Source organism: Hathewaya histolytica (assembly GCF_901482605.1).
In the GTDB taxonomy this organism is placed as follows: Bacteria; Bacillota; Clostridia; order Clostridiales; family Clostridiaceae; genus Hathewaya; species Hathewaya histolytica.
In genome coordinates this window covers 172,410-192,434 of the sequence record NZ_LR590481.1, presented here as the reverse complement: position 1 = coordinate 192,434, position 20,025 = coordinate 172,410, and the positions used below count along the sequence as shown (strand labels likewise).

The window sequence follows — 20,025 nt, the reverse complement described above, 5'->3', positions numbered from 1 at the left end:
GTTTAAAATATTTAGTTATGGGGGATACTCATGCACCTAAAAAGATTTTTAAGTAGGGGGACCCTTTTTAGGTGCATATTAAATTATAAGGGATTGAGGGATTATAAGGGGTTTATATAATGTATCTCTTACAATAGTAATTATAACCACTACATAAAAATATATTCATTTTTTATTATATTTCCTAAAAAAATTTTTCTTATTTTATATGTTATACTTTTTTTATATATAATTTCTTGTGTGTATATTAAAAAAGTTGTAAATTATTCTTCTTTCATTCATATTAATATATTATAAATATATTAATATTTTTTATATGTTAGACTATTTTCAAAATATTATTGATATAGTATAACATATATGATATTATATTTTTGTTGTCACTTATTAATATAAGAGGAGAGTATGTTATGGAAGAAATTAGCCTATGTACTTTGGAAAAAAATTTGAAATATCTAAAACTTTTATCAGAGCAGTATCCTAATATAGCTTCTGCTTGTACTGAAATAATAAACCTACAGGCTATATTAAATCTTCCAAAGGGTACTGAACACTTTTTAACTGATATTCATGGGGAATATGAGGCTTTTACCCATGTTCTTAGAAATGCTTCAGGAGTTATAAAAAGAAAGATAAATGATATATTTGGCAACTCTTTAAGGGAAAGTGAGAAAAAAACTCTTGCAACCTTAATATATTATCCTGAGCAAAAAATTCAAATTATGAAAAATTCCGAAGTTGAGATGGATGAATTTTATAAAATTACTTTATATCAGTTAATTGAAATTTGTCGTAATGTATGTTCAAAATACACTAGGTCAAAAGTTCGAAAAGCTCTTCCAAAAGACTTTACTTATATTATTGAGGAACTTTTACATGAACATGAAAATGTAAAAAATAAACAAGAGTATTACAACCAAATTATAAAAACAATTATCTATATCGATAGAGCGGATGAATTCATAATTGCATTATGCAAACTAATAAAAAGATTGGTTGTAGATAGTCTTCATATTTTAGGAGATGTTTATGATAGAGGCCCTGGTCCACATATAATTATGGATGCTCTAATAAAGCATCATTCAGTTGATATACAATGGGGTAATCATGATATTCTGTGGATGGGGGCTGCTGCTGGTTCGGATGCTTGTATCGCTAATGTAATTAGAATAGCTGCAAGATATGCAAATTTGAGTACCTTAGAAGAAGGTTATGGTATAAACTTATTGCCTCTTGCAACTTTTGGAATGGATGTTTATGGGGATGATCCTTGCAGTGCCTTTATTCCTAAAATTTGCGGGAATGAAGATGAATATAGAGAAAAAGATATTAGATTAATTTCTCAAATGCATAAAGCTATAAGTGTTATACAATTTAAACTTGAAGCTGAAATAATAAAAAGAAGACCTCACTACAAAATGGATCATAGACTTCTATTAGATAAAATAGACTATGAAAAAGGTACTATAGAGTTATATGGTAAAACATATGATTTAGTAGATACCAATTTCCCTACTATTGATCCTAAAGATCCTTATAAACTTACAGAGGAAGAAATTGAAGTTGTAAATAAATTTAGATTTTATTTTAATAATAGTGAAAAGCTACAAAAACATATTAGTTTTTTATATTCAAAAGGTAGCCTTTACTTAAGTTTTAATTCAAACCTCTTATTCCATAGTTGTATTCCTTTAAACAAAGATGGTTCATTTAAAGAGGTAAAAGTTAATGGAAAGATTTATAAAGGACGAGCTCTTCTAGATAGATGTGACAGGCTTGCAAGAGAAGCCTACTTTAACAAAAAAGACCCAATAAAAAATCTCTATGGATTAGATACAATGTGGTATCTATGGTGTGGTGAAAATTCTCCTTTATTTGGAAAGGATAAGATGACAACATTTGAAAGATATTTTGTTAAAGAAAAAGAAACTCATAAAGAAGTAAAAAACTCATTTTTCTTGCTAAGAGATGACGAAGATGTATGCAACAACATTTTAAGAGAATTTGACCTTGATCCAAAAGATTCTCACATTATAAATGGACATGTACCTGTTAAAACAAAAAAAGGTGAAAGTCCTATAAAGGCAAATGGCAAACTATTAGTTATTGATGGTGGTTTCTCAAAAGCTTATCAACCTGAAACTGGTATAGCTGGTTATACTCTTATATATAACTCATATGGACTTATATTAGTTTCTCATGAACCTTTTGAATCCATCCAAAAAGCAATAGAGGAAGAAAAAGATATCTTATCTTCTACTATTGTATTGGAAGCTAACTTAAAAAGAAAAAGAGTTTCAGATACTGATAAAGGAAAGGAATTGGAACAACAAATAGAAGATATCATGATGCTACTTTGTGCTTATAGAAAGGGATTGATTAAAGAAACCGAATAATCTATACTATAAGTAACTTTATTAAAGGGGGCTTATATACCATGAGTGAAAACTATAAGTTTTTCCAACATAAGAATTGCGAATACTTTCCTTGTCATAAAGTAAAAGATGACAAAGATTTTAATTGCTTGTTTTGTTACTGTCCACTATATACTTTAGGTTCTAAGTGTGGTGGTAATTTCACATATACAGAGAGTGGTGTTAAGAATTGTACAAACTGTTTAATACCACACTCTAAAAATGGATATGAATATATCATGTCAAAATGGAAAGAAATTGCTGACTTATCAGCAAAAAATAAATAATATATACTATAGAGAATACCCAAATACCCAATTATTTTACCTGCTGGCTTTGTCAGCAGATTTTTTTATTTTAATATATAAAATATATAAATGTACTAATGCCCCTTAATATTAAAATTTAAGGGGCATCCTATTAAAGGGGCAAAATGGATTATTACACTTTAGGGGTTAACTATGAAATCATCTTTAGTTTATTAATTTAAAAAAACTTATTCATTCGTGTGATTTTATATTCATATTTAATAAATCCAATAATACAATAGTTAATGTATTGACTTATTAAATATTTTTAACAACTTACTTATATACTTATTTTTCAGTAGGTATATATATTTTTTGATCTGCCTTTAAATCTGTTGCACTTTTTAAGTTATTATTTTTCATTAATAATTTAACAGCCTCGTCACCTTTACACCACTTCATGTGATTATTAGCTATATCTATTAATGTATCACCTTTTTTTACTGTATAAGTATTTCCTTTAGATTGTGATGTTTCCTTTTTATCTTCCTTCTTATCTTCTTTTGTATTAGAATTTGTCTTTTTATCCTCTTCTTTTTCTTTAGTTTTATCATCTTTTTCATTTTTAATATTATCTTCTGTTGGTATTAACAATTTATCGCCTTCTCTTAATACCCCGGCATTCTCCATTTTATTTATTTTTTGTATTAATTGCATAGCTTCATTTATGCTCTCATTCTCAAAGTACTCTTTAGCTATACTAAATAATGTATCACCTTTTTTAACTACATACTTATCATCATAAACTTCAACTTTATTTCCACTAGTTGTTTTTGATTCTTCTTTCTTTTCATCTTCTTTTTCAGAATTTGTTTCCTTACTATCCTTATTTTCTTTGTCCTTTTCAGAACTTGTTTCTTTAGTATCTTTTTCTTCCTTAGTATCATCTTTTATAGTATCTTTCTCTTCTTTTTCTTTACGTTCTTTTTCTTCCCTTAAACTTTGCGATAAAAAATTATCCTTCTTTTCTTCTTTTTCTTCATTTGCTTTAGCTACCTCTGTATTTTTAACATTAGTTCCAACCTCATTCTTAGGTTTATTTATAAACTTTAATCCTAGAAAAAGTCCTAATAATACAACTACTGTCGTGCTAACTAATACTATACCTTTATTTCTTCTCACTTCTAACCCTCTCCTCTCAAAGTAGGTATGTAATTAATTTGTTTTACATTAGAATTTTTTCCATTTATAGATTTTTTATACCCAAATTGGTTAAATTTTAAATATTTATTTTTATTCTAGTATTTTTTTATAAAATTAAAGGACTAAACATAAGTATATAACTTAGGTTTAGCCCTCTATATATTTCAATCACTAGTTCTAATTTTTATATTTATTTATCTATTTTAATTTATAGATTTTTAAATTTTAAAATTATTAACTACTAGCTTAATGTGTGATTATCCATTGATTCTATTTGTCTTTCTATCTCTTCTGGTGTCATTCCATTTGAGTTTATAATACTTGAATCTGTTATAGTATCTTGAACTCCCATAGAATTATTATTTTCACCCTTAACTACTACTGCTTCAAATTTATTTAAAAAGTTTTTAGCTGTTTTCTTTCTATCATCAAATTCTTTTACTTTATACCCTTGATTTTCTAAGTAATTCTTAACTGTAGATAATCCCTTTTCTATCGCTACCTTTTTCATTTATTATTTCTCCTTTCAATATGTTATTTTCATTACTTATTATTTACTTTAAGTAATTTCTATATCCTATAATGTTTTATCCTTTAATGAAAGAATATACACATTAAATTAAAAAAAGGAGAAGAACAAAATACTTTTATAAATTTATATTATCTACATTCTAAAACTGTATATCCTATATTTTCAATAGATTCTATAATTGTATCTATATCTAAAAAATATTGATCATATATAACTTCTATTTCTTCTTTTTTTTTAGAAATTTGGCATGCTATTATACCTTCATTACTTGTTATAGCATTCCTTATATTATTTATATCTTTGGATGAATTTATGTCCCTTACCTTAATTAAGGCCCTCATATTATTTATCCTCCTAATTTTCCTTGAATACCTCTTTTACTTTAACTTTTGACTTTTCTTCTTGAAGGATATTACCTAACATCTTACTTTCTTCTTCATCCTGTATTTCAAGCCTAATTACATCATCATTTTCATCTGACATATATCCACCTGACACAAGTTCAAGATCACTTATTTTGACCTCTTGAATTGTATCTTCATCATCTATTTTAACTTTTATCTTAACAAACTCTTTTACGATATTATTATCTATAACTTCTGCTTCTCCAAAAGGAGTTCTAACTATAGAACCAACATTAGGCATCTTTTCTCTTGTTTTTCTATAAACCTCTTCTTCATATGTAAGACAACACATTAATCTTCCACATATGCCAGATATTTTTGAGGGATTAAGTGAAAGATTTTGATCTTTTGCCATTTTTATTGATACTGGTGCAAATTCACCAAGGAAAGTAGAACAGCATAATGGTCTTCCACATGGTCCTAGTCCACCTATCATCTTAGCTTCATCTCTTACACCTATTTGCCTTAACTCAATTCTTGTTTTAAATATGCTTGCAAGATCTTTTACAAGTTCTCTAAAATCTACTCTTCCTTCTGCTGTAAAATAAAAAATTATTTTATTATTATCAAATGTATATTCTACATCTATAAGTTTCATATTAAGACTATGTTTAGATACCTTTTCCTCACATATCTTTAGAGCTTCTTCTTCTCTTGATTTATTTAATTTATGTTTTTCAATATCTTCATCTGTGGCTTTTCTTATTACATCTTTAAGTGATGCTATAAGATCTTCTTCCCTGACTTCTTTTAGACCCACTACACATTCACCAAATTCTATACCTCTGGCTGTTTCTACAATAGCAAAGTCACCCTGTTTTATATCTACATTTCTAGGATTAAAATAATATATTTTACCCGCTTTTTTAAACCTTATTCCTATTACTTTGACCATTCTATACCTCCTGTATCTTAAGTAGCATTGTACTAAAAACTAGTGTTGGGTTGAGGTTTTTTTCTAAATTATCTCTGCTTTCACTAATTATCTTTATAATATCATTTAACTGTGAAAATGAAAATACACTACATATCTTCTCTATATCCTTAATTTTATCTTGATTAATTAAAATGTTTTTATTTGCCGTCTCTTTATATATTATAGAATCCCTTAAAAAACTTAAAAAACATTGGAAAAACTCATCTTTTTTATCTTTATATTTTATAAAAGTAGACTCATAATTTAAGAATTCTATATTACTCTTCCTTAAATCTTTTAAAAATTCTATTGTGGTATTTCTCATTTCTTTAAAAGTCTCATCATAGACTAAAGTTTCTGCTTTGCCAGGTATTCCATCACTAAAAGCCACTAATACTTTGATTTCACCTTCATTTAAATGCCCATATTTTTCTTTTAAAAAGTATAACATTTCATCTTGGTTTAACGGTTTTAATTTATGTATTTGACATCTTGATTTTATAGTTTCTAGTATAGAATTTAAACTTTCACACAACAAAAAAATATGTATACCATAAGGTGGCTCTTCTATAGTTTTTAAAAAAGCATTCTGAGCCTGTATAGTCATTTTATCCGCACTATATACTATTATAACTTTATTACTACCTTCATAAGGTTTTTTATTAATCTCTTCATTTAAAATTCTTATATCATCTACGCCGATACTTTTTTTGTTTTTCCCTAACTTCCAGTGTATTAAATCTACATGATCTAATTTCTGATCACAATTTAAAATAATTTTCCCTAGCCTATTTGCAATTAGACTCTTACCTATGCCATCTTCTCCTACAAAAAGATGAGCATGGGTAAATTTTTTATTATAAATAGTTTGTTCCAATAAATGCAACATGTTACTGTGCCCTATTATAATATTCCCTAAGCTCATCTATTTAAACTCTCCTTCAGTCTTTATATCCATTATTTAGTTATAAAATTATGCTTATTTTATTTCTTCACAAACTTATAAACATTAACTACAAATACCGTAGCTCCTCCCACGTTAACCTTTATTGGCTCTGAGGAATAAAAAGCCCCTATATCTGATACAGGTTGTACTGGGACTATAATTTCTTCTCTCTTGTTACAAGTTTCTTTAATGATGTCTATAACATGATTAACTTTATCATCCTCTATACCTATCATCAAAGTGGTGTTTCCTGACTTTAAAAATCCACCTGTGGATGCAAGTTTTGTAACTCCATACTTTCTTTCTGTAAGCTCACTTATCAGACTATTAGCATCCCTATCTTGTACAATAGTAATTATTAGTTTCATAAAACCAACCTCCTAATCTAAATAGGTTATACCTACTGTTTTACTCGAAATATTCTAGTTAAAACAAGCGTTGTAATCGTTGGTCTATTCTATATAAGTTATTTTGATTTTGAAATTTTATATCTTAACAAACTTCTCTACATCTACAACAAATATGGTAGCTCCTCCAATTTTAATTTCTACTGGATATGGCATATAAACTCCCGCTGAACTTGTTGTAGTTGCCGGAGATGCAACCATTTGTTGTCTTGTCTTACACACTTCTTCAATTATTCCAACTAAGTTGTCTACATTTTCATCCTCTACACCTATCATTAATGTAGTATTACCTGCTTTTAAAAATCCACCTGTGGTTGCAAGTTTTGTAACCCTATACCCATTATCTGTCAAAACGTCAACTAAATCATTAGCATCTTGATCTTGAACTATGGAAATTACTAACTTCATAAAATCAACCTCCTTATTGTGATAAAAGCCCGTTATATTATTGTTTTATTCTATTTTATCATACTTTTACCTACTTAGTAAGTTATCTAACTTTGATTTTATCTATTTCGCATTATCCTTTATTGAATTTCCTATCAACTCTTTAATTTTATAAAAGACTTCTTCTTCGGTACCTTCTGCTGAAATCTTCTTAATTCTATTAGGATAAACCTCTAGTAGTTTTAAATATCCTTGTCTAACTTTTTCATGAAAACTAAGGCTTTCTAAATCTAATCTATTTATTTCACCTTTTCTATTTTTTACTCTTTGAATTCCTTTTACGGGTTCTATATCTAAATATATTGTTAAATCTGGCATACATTCTTCTATTGCAAACTCATTTATAGCCAGAACTTCTTTCATTCCTATTCCCCTTGCAAATCCTTGATATGCTAATGAAGAATCTATAAATCTATCACATATTACTATCTTTCCCTCTTTTAAGGCCGGTATAACCTTATCAGCTAAATGTTGTCTTCTAGCTGCAGCATATAATAATGCTTCTGTCCTTTCGTCCATATCTGTATTACTTTTATCTAAGATTATCTCTCTTATTTTTTCTGATATTTTAATTCCACCTGGTTCCCTTGTGGATATGTACGATATATTATTTTGCTTAAAATATTCCTCTATATTTTTGATTTGCGTTGTTTTCCCAACGCCTTCTCCACCCTCTAATGTAATAAAGACTCCCTTAAAATTCATAAAAAATCTCTCCTAAATCTATTTTATATCTCTTGTTTAAATTACGCTTCTATTAAACTAATTTTACTCTACGACAAATATGCCTCCATCTTTCATGCCCATTACAGTTTTATTGTTTTTACTATAGAATTTTATAAGTTCTATAGCTTGTTTATTTATAACTTCACCAGGCATTACAAGTGGTACTCCTGGTGGGTAAGGAACTATAGCTTTTGCACATACCTTGTCCTCAGAAAGGTTTATATCAACTAATATCTTTTCTCTTTCCATTACCTCAAAAGGCCTCAAAACACTATCTGGAATATTATAATCCATAGATACTATCTGTTCATCTCCCTTTAAATAACCTAAATTACAACTTTTTAAAACATTATATAGACTTTCAAAATCATCTCTACCATTAAACACACTAGGAATTAAAATAACATTTTTACCATCACTCATTTCACCTTGGATTTTATTCGCCCTTAAATAATCCAAAAGTTTATGAGAATTAAATCTATCATCTAAACTTATAACAAGCCTAGTTAGGTCTATGGATGTATCTAATGTATCATTCCTACCTATATACATATGCTCTTTTCCCATAGTTGTAAATCCTTGTAGGTTATTTATTTTCTCTCTATACTCTAATATTAAATCTAAAAAATTTTTATAAGCTTCTGCTCCATATTTTTCTAGATAAAATCTCGCAAATTCCATAGACATCATTAAAACATATGATGGACTTGTACTCATAAATGCACTAACATAGAAGTCAACCTTCTCTACGTCCACAGAATCATTTATATGTAAATAAGCTGTTTGTGTAAAACTTGAAAGGGTCTTGTGTGAACTCATAACAACCATATCAGCCCCTAATTTTATAGGATTTTGAGGTATGTCCTCTATAATACCAAAATGTGCTCCATGTGCACAATCAACTAGAACTTTCATATTATACTTTTTAGCCTCTTTTATGATTTCTGAAAGGTCCACACAAACTCCATAATAATTTGGATAAGTAATAACTATACCCTTTGCATCCTTATTATTTTTAATAAGACTTAAGAAATGCTCCCTATCTAGAGAGAAAGGAGCATTGAATACCTCATGTAATTTATTTTTTAAATAAACAGGTTCTAATTCCCTCATTATAACAGCATTAAAAATGGATTTATGGCAATTTCTCTCTAATATTATTTTATCCCCTTTATTAAAGGTAGCATATATCATAGCCATATTACCACTAGTGCTTCCATTTACTAAGTAGTAAGATTTATAACTTCCATAAAACTTACTCAACATATTTTGAGATTCTTTTATAATATCTTCAGGATTATGAAGATTATCTACACCTTCTACTTCGGTTATATCACCTTTTAAAATATTTTCATAAAATAACTTACCCTCTTCTACGCTTAAAAATCCCTTGCCTGACTTATGACCTGGCATAGTAAATGGGATATTATTTTCCTTTATATATTTATTAATACCATCTATAAGTGGTAATCTTAACACTCTTTTTCCACTCCCTTTATCGTGTAACGTGTAATACTTCTTTTTATACGATCTTTAAAATACTCATAAAAATCTGTGTTTATATCTTCTTTAATTAATCTCGCTTCACAATCACTACAAATTCGTCTTCCTTTTATCATTATACCATCATTTAGAGGCTTTCTGCATATTATACAACTCTTTTTTTTCATCAATGTCCTCCTTAAAAGAGTGCTAGGATTTATCTGAATTTTTGCCTCATATAATATATTTTATTCAAAAATAAACTAAGTAATACTACTTTATCTAATAAAGATTATATATAATTTCAATTTTAATATTAAAATAAAAGATGGTTATAATATTAATACTATTTTATTATATTCATCTAACAAAACTTTGTTAATAAATTTAAATACGTTTGGAGTGATTAGAGTATGAAACAAAAAACTATTACCTATCTTTCAACTATCAAAGAAGAAATTTTCTCTCTATCACAGTTTGTATATAAAAATAAAGAGCTTCCTTTTAAAGAAAAAAAGACTTGTGAATACATAATTAACTTATTAAAAAAATTCAACTTTAAAGTAGAAAAAAACTTCTTAAATATAAACACTAGCTTTTTTGCTCAAATCGGTGAAGGTCATCCGAAAGTCTGTTACATTTGTAAATACTCTGCCTCAAAGGAAGGTCACATATATGGAAATAATTTAAATGCAGCTATAAGCATAGGCTGTGCTTTAGCTATGCAAAATATTATTTCTGAAATAGGAGGAAGCATAACAGTTGTAGGTTGTCCTGGTGATAATTTCAATGGTGCAGAACTGGCAATTGCAAGAGAAAATACATTTAAAGATATCGATATTATAATGTGCCCCCATGTTTATAATGAAACTTTAGAAAGTGGAACTTCTTGTGCACTTATTCCCTTTGAAATAACCTTTAAATCTAGAAAAACTTCTGAAGAAGGAGAAATCTCTTCCTCTACTTTAGATGCTTGTCTCTTGACTTTTAATATTTTAAACTCTCTAATTAAAAATAATAATAATTTATATTCTATAGATGGTTTGTCTATTAACAGCCTAGATGGTCCTTATAACCTCCATCCTGAGGCATCCTTAAGGTTTTATATAAGAGGTAATACTCTTAGCAACTGTGAATGTTTGGAAAGCTCCATTAAAGACATATTAAAGGGCTTATCTAATATATTAAACGTAGATGTCTACACACATATGTTCGAACTACCTTGTAGAGAGTTATTGACTAACAAATCACTCTCTAGAGTTTTCAGTCATAATTTGAAAGAATGCGGAATTATAGATATTGATTGTTGTAGAAATATACCCTATGGGCTTAGTATAGGCTCTATAAGCCATACAACACCTTGCATATACCCTTCAATATCAATTTGTAATAGTAGCGAAGATAATATTCAATTTCCTTCTAAGGAATTTGAATTACTAACTTTATCTGACTTTGCAAAATCTCAATGCCTAAAAATTATAAAGTCGATATGCCTAACTTCAATTGATATTATAGAAAGGGAAGATTTATTAAGAGAAATGACAATAGAAATGTACGACAATAAAAAAAGTAAATAATATAAAAGAGCTTTAGTTCAATATTTATATGATACTAAAGCTCTACCTTTACACTATATAATTATTTAAAATATAATAGACTTCTCTATAGTCTTAATAAGCTTATCACTAGGCTTAAAATAAAACTTTTTAAGTTTATTACCTGACCTATATATGCATATATAATTCTGTTTCGTAATCATACCTATATTATACTTTTTGCTTCTATAAAAACAAAAAATATCCCTTAAGTAGTGACATCTCTCAATATTTTCTATCTTATTTAAATTTATAGCCTCAACTAAACTCTCTTCATTTCCTATTATCTTATGTATAATTAATTCATTTTGTATAACACTATACTTGTATTTTGTCTTAATTCTCCTCATATGTAAGAAAAACAATGCCCCCATTGATAGATATAATCCATACCTTATGATGCTATAAAAAGCTATCTTATTTTGCATGGATTTAAATAAATCTGAAATTACTATAAAACACATCAACATAATTAAGCAATTAAAAATTATAGAGTTAGTCTTCCTTTCAACTACCTCTTTATACAATGCCATAAATATAACCCCCATCAAAATATTTTCCTCATTAAAAAGACATATAAAGATTATACTAAGCTTTATGTCTTTTAGCTACTGTGTCCAGAGACTGTATTATATATTATTAAATGATTAAAGGCTGCCAAATGTAATAGCAGTAAATTATTCTCACCAAGATAAACTTTCCTTTGATTTCATTTATACTCCTATATAGTTTGTTTTTATAAGAAAAGAGTACGTAATCGTACTATATAATAATATTATATAAATACAAATACCCTATTTTTATATAAAAAACTTAGCGTTAATATTTGAATTTTTAAAGGAAGTGATAAAAATTAATAAGTTAAATTCATTGAATATTGGCGATACTATAGGAGTTATTTGTCCCTCTAGTGCCGAAGATTATGAAAAAATAAAATCAGGTATCTCTCTTATAAAATCTTTAGGTTTTAAGGTTAAAGAAGGAAAACATATCTACAAGAGAAAAGGATACTTGGCAGGAGATGATAAGGATAGAGCTGAAGATTTAATGGATATGTTTAAAGATAGTACAGTTAAGATGATTCTATGTATTAGGGGAGGCTATGGAGCCATGAGAATTCTCCCATATATAGATTTTGATATTATAAGAGAAAATAAAAAGATATTTATGGGTTTTAGTGATATAACAGTTTTATTAAATACAATATGTCAAAGATGTAACTTTCCTACGTTCCATGGGCCTATGTTAACCTCTGATTTAAAAGAACCTTATACCTATAATAGCTTTATAGAAAGTATAACTAATACTATGAAGAAACCATATATATTAGAAAACCCACCCCATATAAAGACCATATCTTTGGTCAATGGCAAAGCCAAGGGACGTTTAGTTGGTGGGAACCTATGCTTAATTTGTAGCACACTAGGAACACCATACGAAATAGATTTTAAAGATAATATACTATTTATAGAGGAGATAGGTGAAGCACCCTATAAGATAGATAGAATGTTAACTCAACTTCTATTAAGTGGAAAACTTCAAAAATGTAGAGGAATTATTTTGGGTGGATTTACAAATTGTGAATTAAAAGATTATAGTAAAAGTTTAAAGTTAGAAGAGGTGCTAAAAAGTAATCTATGCAAACTAAATATACCTATTTTAAGTAATTTCTCTTCTGGACATTACTATCCTAAACTTACACTCCCAATAGGTATAGAAGTATCACTCGATAGTGAAAAGAATCTAATTAATGTCTTAAGCCCTCCATTTAAGATTTAAATCATAATTTAAATAAAGGCCATACTTTAAAGCAATTATTAAAACATAGTATAAATAAAAAAAGTATCCCATAAATTTTATGGGATACTTTTTTTGGAGGCGCCACCCAGATTTGAACTGGGGAGTAAAGGTTTTGCAGACCTCTGCCTTACCACTTGGCTATGGCGCCACTCTATTGGTGGCTAGACCAGGAATCGAACCAGGGACACGAGGATTTTCAGTCCTCTGCTCTACCGACTGAGCTATCCAGCCATATTGGCTCCGAAGAGAGGATTCGAACCTCCAACCTATCGGTTAACAGCCGAGTGCTCCACCATTGAGCTACTTCGGAATAATATTTACCCGGCAGTGTCTTACTCTCCCACAGGGCTTCCCCTGCAGTACCATCAGCGCTATAAAGCTTAACTTACCTGTTCGGTATGGGAAGGAGTGTTACCTTTACGCCATTACCACCGGATGCATTGAGAGATGTTCTCTCAAAATTGCACAATGAAAACTATATTGGTCAAGTCCTCGACTTATTAGTATGAGTCAGCTACACATGTTACCATGCTTACACCTCTCACCTATCAACCTTGTGTTCTTCAAGGAGTCTTACTGACTTTCGTCATGGGAAATCTAATCTTGAGGTGGGCTTCACACTTAGATGCTTTCAGTGTTTATCCCTTCCCGACATAGCTACCCAGCTGTGCCACTGGCGTGACAACTGGTGCACCAGAGGTCAGTCCATCCCGGTCCTCTCGTACTAAGGACAGCTCCTCTCAAATTTCCTGCGCCCGCAGCGGATAGGGACCGAACTGTCTCACGACGTTCTGAACCCAGCTCGCGTGCCGCTTTAATGGGCGAACAGCCCAACCCTTGGAACCGACTTCAGCTCCAGGATGCGACGAGCCGACATCGAGGTGCCAAACCTCCCCGTCGATGTGGACTCTTGGGGGAGATCAGCCTGTTATCCCCGAGGTAGCTTTTATCCGTTAAGCGATGGCCCTCCCACGAGGTACCACCGGATCACTAAGCCCGACTTTCGTCCCTGCTCCACTTGTATGTGTCGCAGTCAGGCTCCCTTCTGCCTTTGCACTCTACGCGCGATTTCCGACCGCGCTGAGGGAACCTTTGGGCGCCTCCGTTACACTTTCGGAGGCGACCGCCCCAGTCAAACTGCCCACCTAACAATGTCCGACGACCAGATTCATGGCCTTTCGTTAGAATTCCAGTACTGTCAGGGTGGTATCCCAAGGATGACTCCATACCCCCTGACGAAGGTATTTCCAAGTCTCCCACCTATCCTGTACAGACAATACCGAAATTCAATGCTAAGCTACAGTAAAGCTCTACGGGGTCTTTCCGTCCAACTGCGGGTAGCAAGCATCTTCACTTGCACTACAATTTCACCGGATTTGTTGTTGAGACAGTGCCCAGATCATTACGCCATTCGTGCGGGTCGGAACTTACCCGACAAGGAATTTCGCTACCTTAGGACCGTTATAGTTACGGCCGCCGTTTACTGGGGCTTAAGTTCACTGCTTCGCTTACGCTTACAGATCCCCTTAACCTTCCAGCACCGGGCAGGCGTCAGCCCCTATACATCAGCTTACGCTTTAGCAGAGACCTGTGTTTTTGTTAAACAGTTGCCTGGGCCTATTCACTGCGGCCTAGCTTTCGCTAGGCACCCCTTCTCCCGAAGTTACGGGGTCAATTTGCCGAGTTCCTTAACAACAATTCTTCCGCCGGCCTTAGGATTCTCTCCTCATCTACCTGTGTCGGTTTGCGGTACGGGCGCCAAACTTCTCCATAGAGGCTTTTCTTGGCAGCGTGGAATCAGATACTTCGCGAAAAAAATCGCTCCTCGTAACACCTCAGCATTGACTAAACGGATTTGCCTGCTTAGCCTGCCTAAGTGCTTGAACACACACTCCAACAGTGTGCATATCCTATCCTTCTGCGTCACCCCATTTGTCAAACGAAGTTTGGCGGTATCGGAATATCAACCGATTGTCCATCGCCTACGCCTTTCGGCCTGGGCTTAGGTCCCGACTAACCCTGAGAGGACGAGCCTTCCTCAGGAAACCTTAGATATTCGGCCAATAGGATTCTCACCTATTTCTCGCTACTCATGCCAACATTCTCACTTCTGCATCGTCCACCGCTCCTTTCGGTACGACTTCAACCAATGCAGAAAGCTCCTCTACCATGTACATAGTACATCCATAGCTTCGGTGGTAAGTTTTAGCCCCGGACATTTTCGGCGCAGGATCTCTTGACTAGTGAGCTATTACGCACTCTTTAAATGAATGGCTGCTTCTAAGCCAACATCCTAGTTGTCTTAGAAATCCCACATCCTTTACCACTTAACTTACACTTTGGGACCTTAGCTGATGGTCTGGGCTCTTTCCCTTTTGACTACGGATCTTATCATTCGCAGTCTGACTGCCAGGATACAAGTATACGGCATTCGGAGTTTGATAGAGTTCGGTAAGCGGTGAAGCCCCCTAGCTCATTCAGTGCTCTACCTCCATTACTTAATTACCTGACGCTAGCCCTAAAGCTATTTCGAGGAGAACCAGCTATCTCCGAGTTCGATTGGAATTTCTCCGCTATCCACAGCTCATCCCATGGTTTTTCAACACCAACGTGGTTCGGACCTCCACGAAATTTTACTTTCGCTTCATCCTGGCCATGGATAGATCACTCGGTTTCGGGTCTACGACATGCAACTAATTCGCCCTATTCAGACTTGGTTTCCCTTCGGCTCCACACCTTCAGTGCTTAACCTCGCTACATATCGTAACTCGTTGGCCCGTTCTACAAAAAGTACGCCGTCACACATATAAAGTGCTCCGACCGATTGTAGGCACACGGTTTCAGGTTCTATTTCACTCCCCTCCCGGGGTTCTTTTCACCTTTCCCTCACGGTACTTCTTCACTATCGGTCACCAGGTAGTATTTAGCCTTGGGAGGTGGTCCTCCCTGCTTCCCACAAGGTTTCACGTGTCTCGTGGTACTCTGGATCAGATCTGTAGTCTTCTTGTTTTGTTTACAGGACTATTACCTTCTATGGTGAAGCTTTCCAGCTTACTTCAACTACAATAGCCTCTACGTTTATGATCTGTCCGCAACCCCAGAAACAAGTTTCTGGTTTGGGCTCTTTCCCTTTCGCTCGCCGCTACTTAGAAAATCGATTTTTCTTTCTCTTCCTCCGGGTACTTAGATGTTTCAGTTCCCCGGGTCTACCCTCCTGAACCTATGTATTCAGTTCAGGATATATACCGTTAGGTATATGAGTTTCCTCATTCGGAAATCTGTGGATCACAGCCTATGTGCGGCTACCCACAGCTTATCGCAGCTTATCACGTCCTTCTTCGGCTCCTGGTGCCAAGGCATTCGCCATGCGCCCTTTCTAACTTGACCTATCATGAGTAACTAAATTAATTTATATTAATCAGTTAATTATAGTTTATTTATTCATTGTGCAATTTTCAAAGAACAAAATTGAAGAACTTTAGTCCTTCAAAATTAAACAGAGTAAGTGCTCGCTACGAAAAGGCGATAGCCTTCTCGATTTCTCCTTAGAAAGGAGGTGATCCAGCCGCAGGTTCTCCTACGGCTACCTTGTTACGACTTCACCCCAATCATCGATCCCACCTTCGGCCGCTGGCTCCTTACGGTTACCTCACGGACTTCGGGTGTTACCAACTCTCATGGTGTGACGGGCGGTGTGTACAAGGCCCGGGAACGCATTCACCGCGACATTCTGATTCGCGATTACTAGTAACTCCAGCTTCATGTAGGCGAGTTGCAGCCTACAATCCGAACTGAGATTGGCTTTGTGAGATTGGCTCCACCTCACGGTCTTGCTTCTCTCTGTACCAACCATTGTAGCACGTGTGTAGCCCTGGACATAAGGGGCATGATGATTTGACGTCATCCCCACCTTCCTCCTGGTTACCCAGGCAGTCTTGCTAGAGTGCTCAACTTAATGGTAGCAACTAACAACAAGGGTTGCGCTCGTTGCGGGACTTAACCCAACATCTCACGACACGAGCTGACGACAACCATGCACCACCTGTCACCGAGTTCCCCGAAGGGCACTCCTATGTTTCCACAGGATTCTCGGGATGTCAAGCCCAGGTAAGGTTCTTCGCGTTGCTTCGAATTAAACCACATGCTCCGCTACTTGTGCGGGCCCCCGTCAATTCCTTTGAGTTTTAATCTTGCGATCGTACTCCCCAGGCGGGGTACTTAATGTGTTAACTGCGGCACCGGAGTATTGAAACCCCGACACCTAGTACCCATCGTTTACGGCGTGGACTACCAGGGTATCTAATCCTGTTTGCTACCCACGCTTTCATGCCTCAGCGTCAGTTACAGTCCAGAAAGCCGCCTTCGCCACTGGTGTTCTTCCTAATATCTACGCATTTCACCGCTACACTAGGAATTCCGCTTTCCTCTCCTGCACTCTAGATATCCAGTTTGAAATGCAGCACCGGGGTTAAGCCCCGGGATTTCACATCCCACTTAAATATCCGCCTACGCATGCTTTACGCCCAATAAATCCGGACAACGCTTGCCACCTACGTATTACCGCGGCTGCTGGCACGTAGTTAGCCGTGGCTTCCTCCTCAGGTACCGTCATTATCGTCCCTGAAGACAGAGCTTTACGATCCGAAGACCTTCATCACTCACGCGGCGTTGCTGCGTCAGGGTTTCCCCCATTGCGCAATATTCCCCACTGCTGCCTCCCGTAGGAGTCTGGGCCGTGTCTCAGTCCCAATGTGGCCGATCACCCTCTCAGGTCGGCTACGCATCGTCGCCTTGGTGAGCCGTTACCTCACCAACTAGCTAATGCGCCGCGGGTCCATCTCAAAGCGGATTGCTCCTTTAATCTTTCTAACATGCATTAAAAAGATATTATGCGGTATTAATCTCCCTTTCGGAAGGCTATCCCCCTCTTTGAGGCAGGTTACCCACGTGTTACTCACCCGTCCGCCGCTAATCCGTTCCCCGAAGGGAACTTCATCGCTCGACTTGCATGTGTTAAGCACGCCGCCAGCGTTCGTCCTGAGCCAGGATCAAACTCTCAATTTAAAAGTTTTCCTTCTTGCTCAAGCATTTTACTGACTTGAATTGTTTTTTCTTTTTCTCAAAAGAATGCGAGTTCTTTTATCTTACTCTGTTTAATTTTCAAAGACCAATTTCTTTCGTTTTTGTCACTCTCTTCAAGCGACTATTAAATCTTATCAGATGTTTTTTATCTTGTCAACACTTTTTTATTTCTTAAACTTGCTGACTTGATTAAGTTCTAATTAAATTTAGAACCAAACTACGAAATATATAATATCATAATTAAAACCTTGTAAATTTCTAAAAACTCCTATCTATACTAATTATATTTACTATTCTTTAATTTTCTTATTTTTTCTTTTCTTTTTAATTATTGATACACCTGGTTTAGTATATATCTAAATCCTTATATAACATATACTTTAAAACTATTATAGCTTATAATTCAATTAATTTTTCACTTAATTAGATATAATAATATAGTAGAGGTGATTTAAATGAGCTATTTAAAATTAGAAAAAATTATAGATAAGAATCATAATATTGTATTCTTCGGCGGAGCTGGTGTATCTACTGAAAGTAATATCCCTGATTTTAGATCTGAAAATGGATTATACAACACAAAGTATAGATTTAAGTATTCTCCTGAAGTTATGCTAAATTACAGATTTTTTATAGAACATACAGAAGAATTTTATAAATTTTATAAGGAGAGAGTACTTTTTCCTAATGCAAGTCCGAACAATGCCCATCTAGCACTAGCTAGATTAGAAGCTAGTGGTAAACTAAAGGGGGTAATAACTCAAAACATCGATGGTCTTCATCAAAAAGCTGGTTCCAAAAATGTACAAGAATTGCATGGTTCTGTTCATAGAAATTACTGTACTAAGTGTAATAAACATTATGATCTCAATTATATAATAAATAGTCCTAATATAATTCCTTATTGCAATGAATGCAATTCCCTAGTAAAACCTGATGTTGTTTTATACGAAGAAGCTCTAGATAATGAAATAATAAAAATGCAGTAATATGAGGTTTTTAGTTTTATAATTAGAAACATTCCTCATAATACTGCTTTTATTAATAAATTTTATAATTATTATAAATCAATTTTTTTATCTAAAAGTAATGAAGTAAGTCCAAATATCCCTATAACAACTACTATATTATATATTTGTACAGCTATATTAGTAATACCTACATCACCCGTCCTAGATTGACTTACAATAGATAAAGTCTTAAAATCTATTGCATATGGTAATAATTGTGCAAGTTTTACAGCAATATATCCTATTAAAATATTAGTTAATATAAATATTAAAAAAGATATAAATCCTACTCGTTTATTCTTAATAGACACTTTACTTAAGGTTATACTAAAAAATATAGTTAATATAAACTGTAACCATTGAATTAGACTAGCAAAAAATGAAAATATTAACGTTCCCTTATACTCCAAAGCAATTTCCATTAGTTCATCAGTTCTTAAAAAATTTAAACCATCTAAACGGATTATGCGTGGAGAGAAAAATCCAAAACATACTATTCCAACTATAATAAATAAAATAATACTTAAAAGTAACTTAGCCCCTAATATTTCTCTACCTTTTAATGGTAATGTAAAGGTTAAATAGGCCCTATCTTCATATAACTCGTTTTTATAAGCATTTATTATATATATTAAAGTTACAAGGAACACTCCAAAATTAATCATGATATAAAAGATAAAAACTGCATTATTATTTATTTTATTATAAAAATTAAGACTTAAAATTCCTATATATGCTATTACAGCCATTGATAATATAATAGACACATATTTAAAACTTTCCTTAAGATTATATTTTAATAATTTAAACATA

At 33.1% G+C, this 20,025-nt stretch carries 16 protein-coding genes, 3 tRNA genes, 3 rRNA genes and 1 pseudogene; 5 read left to right on the top strand and 18 right to left on the bottom strand.

The window, feature by feature from the left end:
- The first annotated feature begins 410 nt into the window (after window positions 1–410).
- A complete protein-coding gene (locus tag FGL08_RS00985) occupies window positions 411–2,396 on the top strand; it encodes a fructose-1,6-bisphosphatase (RefSeq protein WP_138209028.1) in 1,986 nt (661 codons plus the stop codon).
- 41 nt (window positions 2,397–2,437) lie between these two features.
- Complete coding sequence (locus FGL08_RS00980; protein WP_138209027.1) at window positions 2,438–2,701, top strand: cysteine-rich small domain-containing protein; 264 nt, start codon at window positions 2,438–2,440, stop codon at window positions 2,699–2,701.
- A 309-nt stretch (window positions 2,702–3,010) separates the two neighbouring features.
- Here the strand turns inward: FGL08_RS00980 and FGL08_RS00975 are convergent, their stop codons facing one another.
- The 10 genes from FGL08_RS00975 to FGL08_RS00930 form a co-directional block, all read right to left on the bottom strand.
- Window positions 3,011–3,844, bottom strand: coding sequence for a LysM peptidoglycan-binding domain-containing protein (locus FGL08_RS00975; RefSeq protein WP_138209026.1), 834 nt, complete (start codon window positions 3,842–3,844; stop codon window positions 3,011–3,013).
- A 262-nt stretch (window positions 3,845–4,106) separates the two neighbouring features.
- Window positions 4,107–4,376: a YkuS family protein gene (locus FGL08_RS00970; protein ID WP_138209025.1), complete on the bottom strand. Its 270-nt coding sequence runs from the start codon at window positions 4,374–4,376 to the stop codon at window positions 4,107–4,109.
- Between the two features lie 149 nt (window positions 4,377–4,525).
- Complete coding sequence (locus FGL08_RS00965; protein WP_138209024.1) at window positions 4,526–4,738, bottom strand: heavy-metal-associated domain-containing protein; 213 nt, start codon at window positions 4,736–4,738, stop codon at window positions 4,526–4,528.
- Window positions 4,739–4,751: 13 nt separating this feature from the next.
- Window positions 4,752–5,696, bottom strand: coding sequence for a PSP1 domain-containing protein (locus FGL08_RS00960; RefSeq protein WP_138209023.1), 945 nt, complete (start codon window positions 5,694–5,696; stop codon window positions 4,752–4,754).
- 1 nt (window position 5,697) lies between these two features.
- Window positions 5,698–6,642, bottom strand: a complete 945-nt coding sequence (locus tag FGL08_RS00955) for a DNA polymerase III subunit delta' (RefSeq protein ID WP_138209022.1) — start codon at window positions 6,640–6,642, stop codon at window positions 5,698–5,700.
- A 59-nt stretch (window positions 6,643–6,701) separates the two neighbouring features.
- Window positions 6,702–7,031, bottom strand: coding sequence for a cyclic-di-AMP receptor (locus FGL08_RS00950; RefSeq protein ID WP_138209021.1), 330 nt, complete (start codon window positions 7,029–7,031; stop codon window positions 6,702–6,704).
- Window positions 7,032–7,148: 117 nt separating this feature from the next.
- Window positions 7,149–7,478, bottom strand: coding sequence for a cyclic di-AMP receptor DarA (gene darA, locus FGL08_RS00945; protein WP_138209020.1), 330 nt, complete (start codon window positions 7,476–7,478; stop codon window positions 7,149–7,151).
- Between the two features lie 102 nt (window positions 7,479–7,580).
- The gene (gene tmk / locus FGL08_RS00940) at window positions 7,581–8,222 is read right to left on the bottom strand and encodes a dTMP kinase (RefSeq protein WP_138209019.1); all 642 of its coding nucleotides are present in this window, start codon (window positions 8,220–8,222) and stop codon (window positions 7,581–7,583) included.
- 63 nt (window positions 8,223–8,285) lie between these two features.
- Window positions 8,286–9,722, bottom strand: a complete 1,437-nt coding sequence (locus FGL08_RS00935; protein ID WP_138209018.1) for an aminotransferase class I/II-fold pyridoxal phosphate-dependent enzyme — start codon at window positions 9,720–9,722, stop codon at window positions 8,286–8,288.
- On the bottom strand, window positions 9,716–9,913 hold the full coding sequence (locus FGL08_RS00930) for a sigma factor G inhibitor Gin (RefSeq protein WP_138209017.1): 198 nt from the start codon (window positions 9,911–9,913) through the stop codon (window positions 9,716–9,718). Before FGL08_RS00930 ends, FGL08_RS00935 begins: the two co-directional genes overlap by 7 nt.
- A gap of 225 nt (window positions 9,914–10,138) precedes the next feature.
- On the opposite strand from FGL08_RS00930, the gene FGL08_RS00925 reads away from it, so the two are divergent.
- Complete coding sequence (locus FGL08_RS00925; protein ID WP_138209016.1) at window positions 10,139–11,302, top strand: zinc-binding metallopeptidase family protein; 1,164 nt, start codon at window positions 10,139–10,141, stop codon at window positions 11,300–11,302.
- 65 nt (window positions 11,303–11,367) lie between these two features.
- Here the strand turns inward: FGL08_RS00925 and FGL08_RS00920 are convergent, their stop codons facing one another.
- The gene (locus tag FGL08_RS00920; protein ID WP_138209015.1) at window positions 11,368–11,853 is read right to left on the bottom strand and encodes a hypothetical protein; all 486 of its coding nucleotides are present in this window, start codon (window positions 11,851–11,853) and stop codon (window positions 11,368–11,370) included.
- 310 nt (window positions 11,854–12,163) lie between these two features.
- On the opposite strand from FGL08_RS00920, the gene FGL08_RS00915 reads away from it, so the two are divergent.
- Window positions 12,164–13,099, top strand: coding sequence for a S66 peptidase family protein (locus FGL08_RS00915; protein WP_243117916.1), 936 nt, complete (start codon window positions 12,164–12,166; stop codon window positions 13,097–13,099).
- Window positions 13,100–13,193: 94 nt separating this feature from the next.
- Here FGL08_RS00915 and FGL08_RS00910 read toward each other — a convergent pair.
- From FGL08_RS00910 to FGL08_RS00885, 6 genes are all read right to left on the bottom strand, one after another.
- A tRNA-Cys gene (locus FGL08_RS00910) sits at window positions 13,194–13,268 on the bottom strand.
- A 7-nt stretch (window positions 13,269–13,275) separates the two neighbouring features.
- Window positions 13,276–13,351: transfer RNA gene (locus FGL08_RS00905), tRNA-Phe, on the bottom strand.
- A gap of 4 nt (window positions 13,352–13,355) precedes the next feature.
- Window positions 13,356–13,430 (bottom strand) — tRNA-Asn (locus tag FGL08_RS00900).
- Between the two features lie 9 nt (window positions 13,431–13,439).
- Window positions 13,440–13,556, bottom strand: a 5S ribosomal RNA gene (rrf, locus tag FGL08_RS00895).
- A gap of 44 nt (window positions 13,557–13,600) precedes the next feature.
- Window positions 13,601–16,507, bottom strand: a 23S ribosomal RNA gene (locus tag FGL08_RS00890).
- Window positions 16,508–16,669: 162 nt separating this feature from the next.
- Window positions 16,670–18,184 (bottom strand): 16S ribosomal RNA (locus tag FGL08_RS00885).
- Together the 16S, 23S and 5S rRNA genes with 3 tRNA genes alongside form the textbook arrangement of a ribosomal RNA operon.
- A 473-nt stretch (window positions 18,185–18,657) precedes the next feature.
- Here FGL08_RS00885 and FGL08_RS00880 point away from each other — a divergent pair.
- A pseudogene (locus tag FGL08_RS00880) lies at window positions 18,658–19,182 on the top strand (NAD-dependent protein deacylase); the annotation flags it as partial.
- An 80-nt stretch (window positions 19,183–19,262) separates the two neighbouring features.
- Here FGL08_RS00880 and FGL08_RS00875 read toward each other — a convergent pair.
- Complete coding sequence (locus FGL08_RS00875) at window positions 19,263–20,024, bottom strand: hypothetical protein (RefSeq protein WP_138209013.1); 762 nt, start codon at window positions 20,022–20,024, stop codon at window positions 19,263–19,265.
- Window position 20,025: the final 1 nt, after the last annotated feature.

Bases quoted from the DNA above. Each gene is read 5' to 3' on its own strand.
- FGL08_RS00960 (WP_138209023.1), bottom strand. From the start codon at position 5,696: ATGGTCAAAGTAATAGGAATAAGGTTTAAAAAAGCGGGTAAAATATAT.
- FGL08_RS00875 (WP_138209013.1), bottom strand. From the start codon at position 20,024: ATGTTTAAATTATTAAAATATAATCTTAAGGAAAGTTTTAAATATGTG.
- FGL08_RS00925 (WP_138209016.1), top strand. From the start codon at position 10,139: ATGAAACAAAAAACTATTACCTATCTTTCAACTATCAAAGAAGAAATT.
- FGL08_RS00965 (WP_138209024.1), bottom strand. From the start codon at position 4,738: ATGAGGGCCTTAATTAAGGTAAGGGACATAAATTCATCCAAAGATATA.
- FGL08_RS00955 (WP_138209022.1), bottom strand. From the start codon at position 6,642: ATGAGCTTAGGGAATATTATAATAGGGCACAGTAACATGTTGCATTTA.
- FGL08_RS00930 (WP_138209017.1), bottom strand. From the start codon at position 9,913: ATGAAAAAAAAGAGTTGTATAATATGCAGAAAGCCTCTAAATGATGGT.
- FGL08_RS00980 (WP_138209027.1), top strand. From the start codon at position 2,438: ATGAGTGAAAACTATAAGTTTTTCCAACATAAGAATTGCGAATACTTT.
- FGL08_RS00950 (WP_138209021.1), bottom strand. From the start codon at position 7,031: ATGAAACTAATAATTACTATTGTACAAGATAGGGATGCTAATAGTCTG.
- FGL08_RS00970 (WP_138209025.1), bottom strand. From the start codon at position 4,376: ATGAAAAAGGTAGCGATAGAAAAGGGATTATCTACAGTTAAGAATTAC.
- FGL08_RS00920 (WP_138209015.1), bottom strand. From the start codon at position 11,853: ATGGCATTGTATAAAGAGGTAGTTGAAAGGAAGACTAACTCTATAATT.
- tmk (WP_138209019.1), bottom strand. From the start codon at position 8,222: ATGAATTTTAAGGGAGTCTTTATTACATTAGAGGGTGGAGAAGGCGTT.
- FGL08_RS00985 (WP_138209028.1), top strand. From the start codon at position 411: ATGGAAGAAATTAGCCTATGTACTTTGGAAAAAAATTTGAAATATCTA.
- darA (WP_138209020.1), bottom strand. From the start codon at position 7,478: ATGAAGTTAGTAATTTCCATAGTTCAAGATCAAGATGCTAATGATTTA.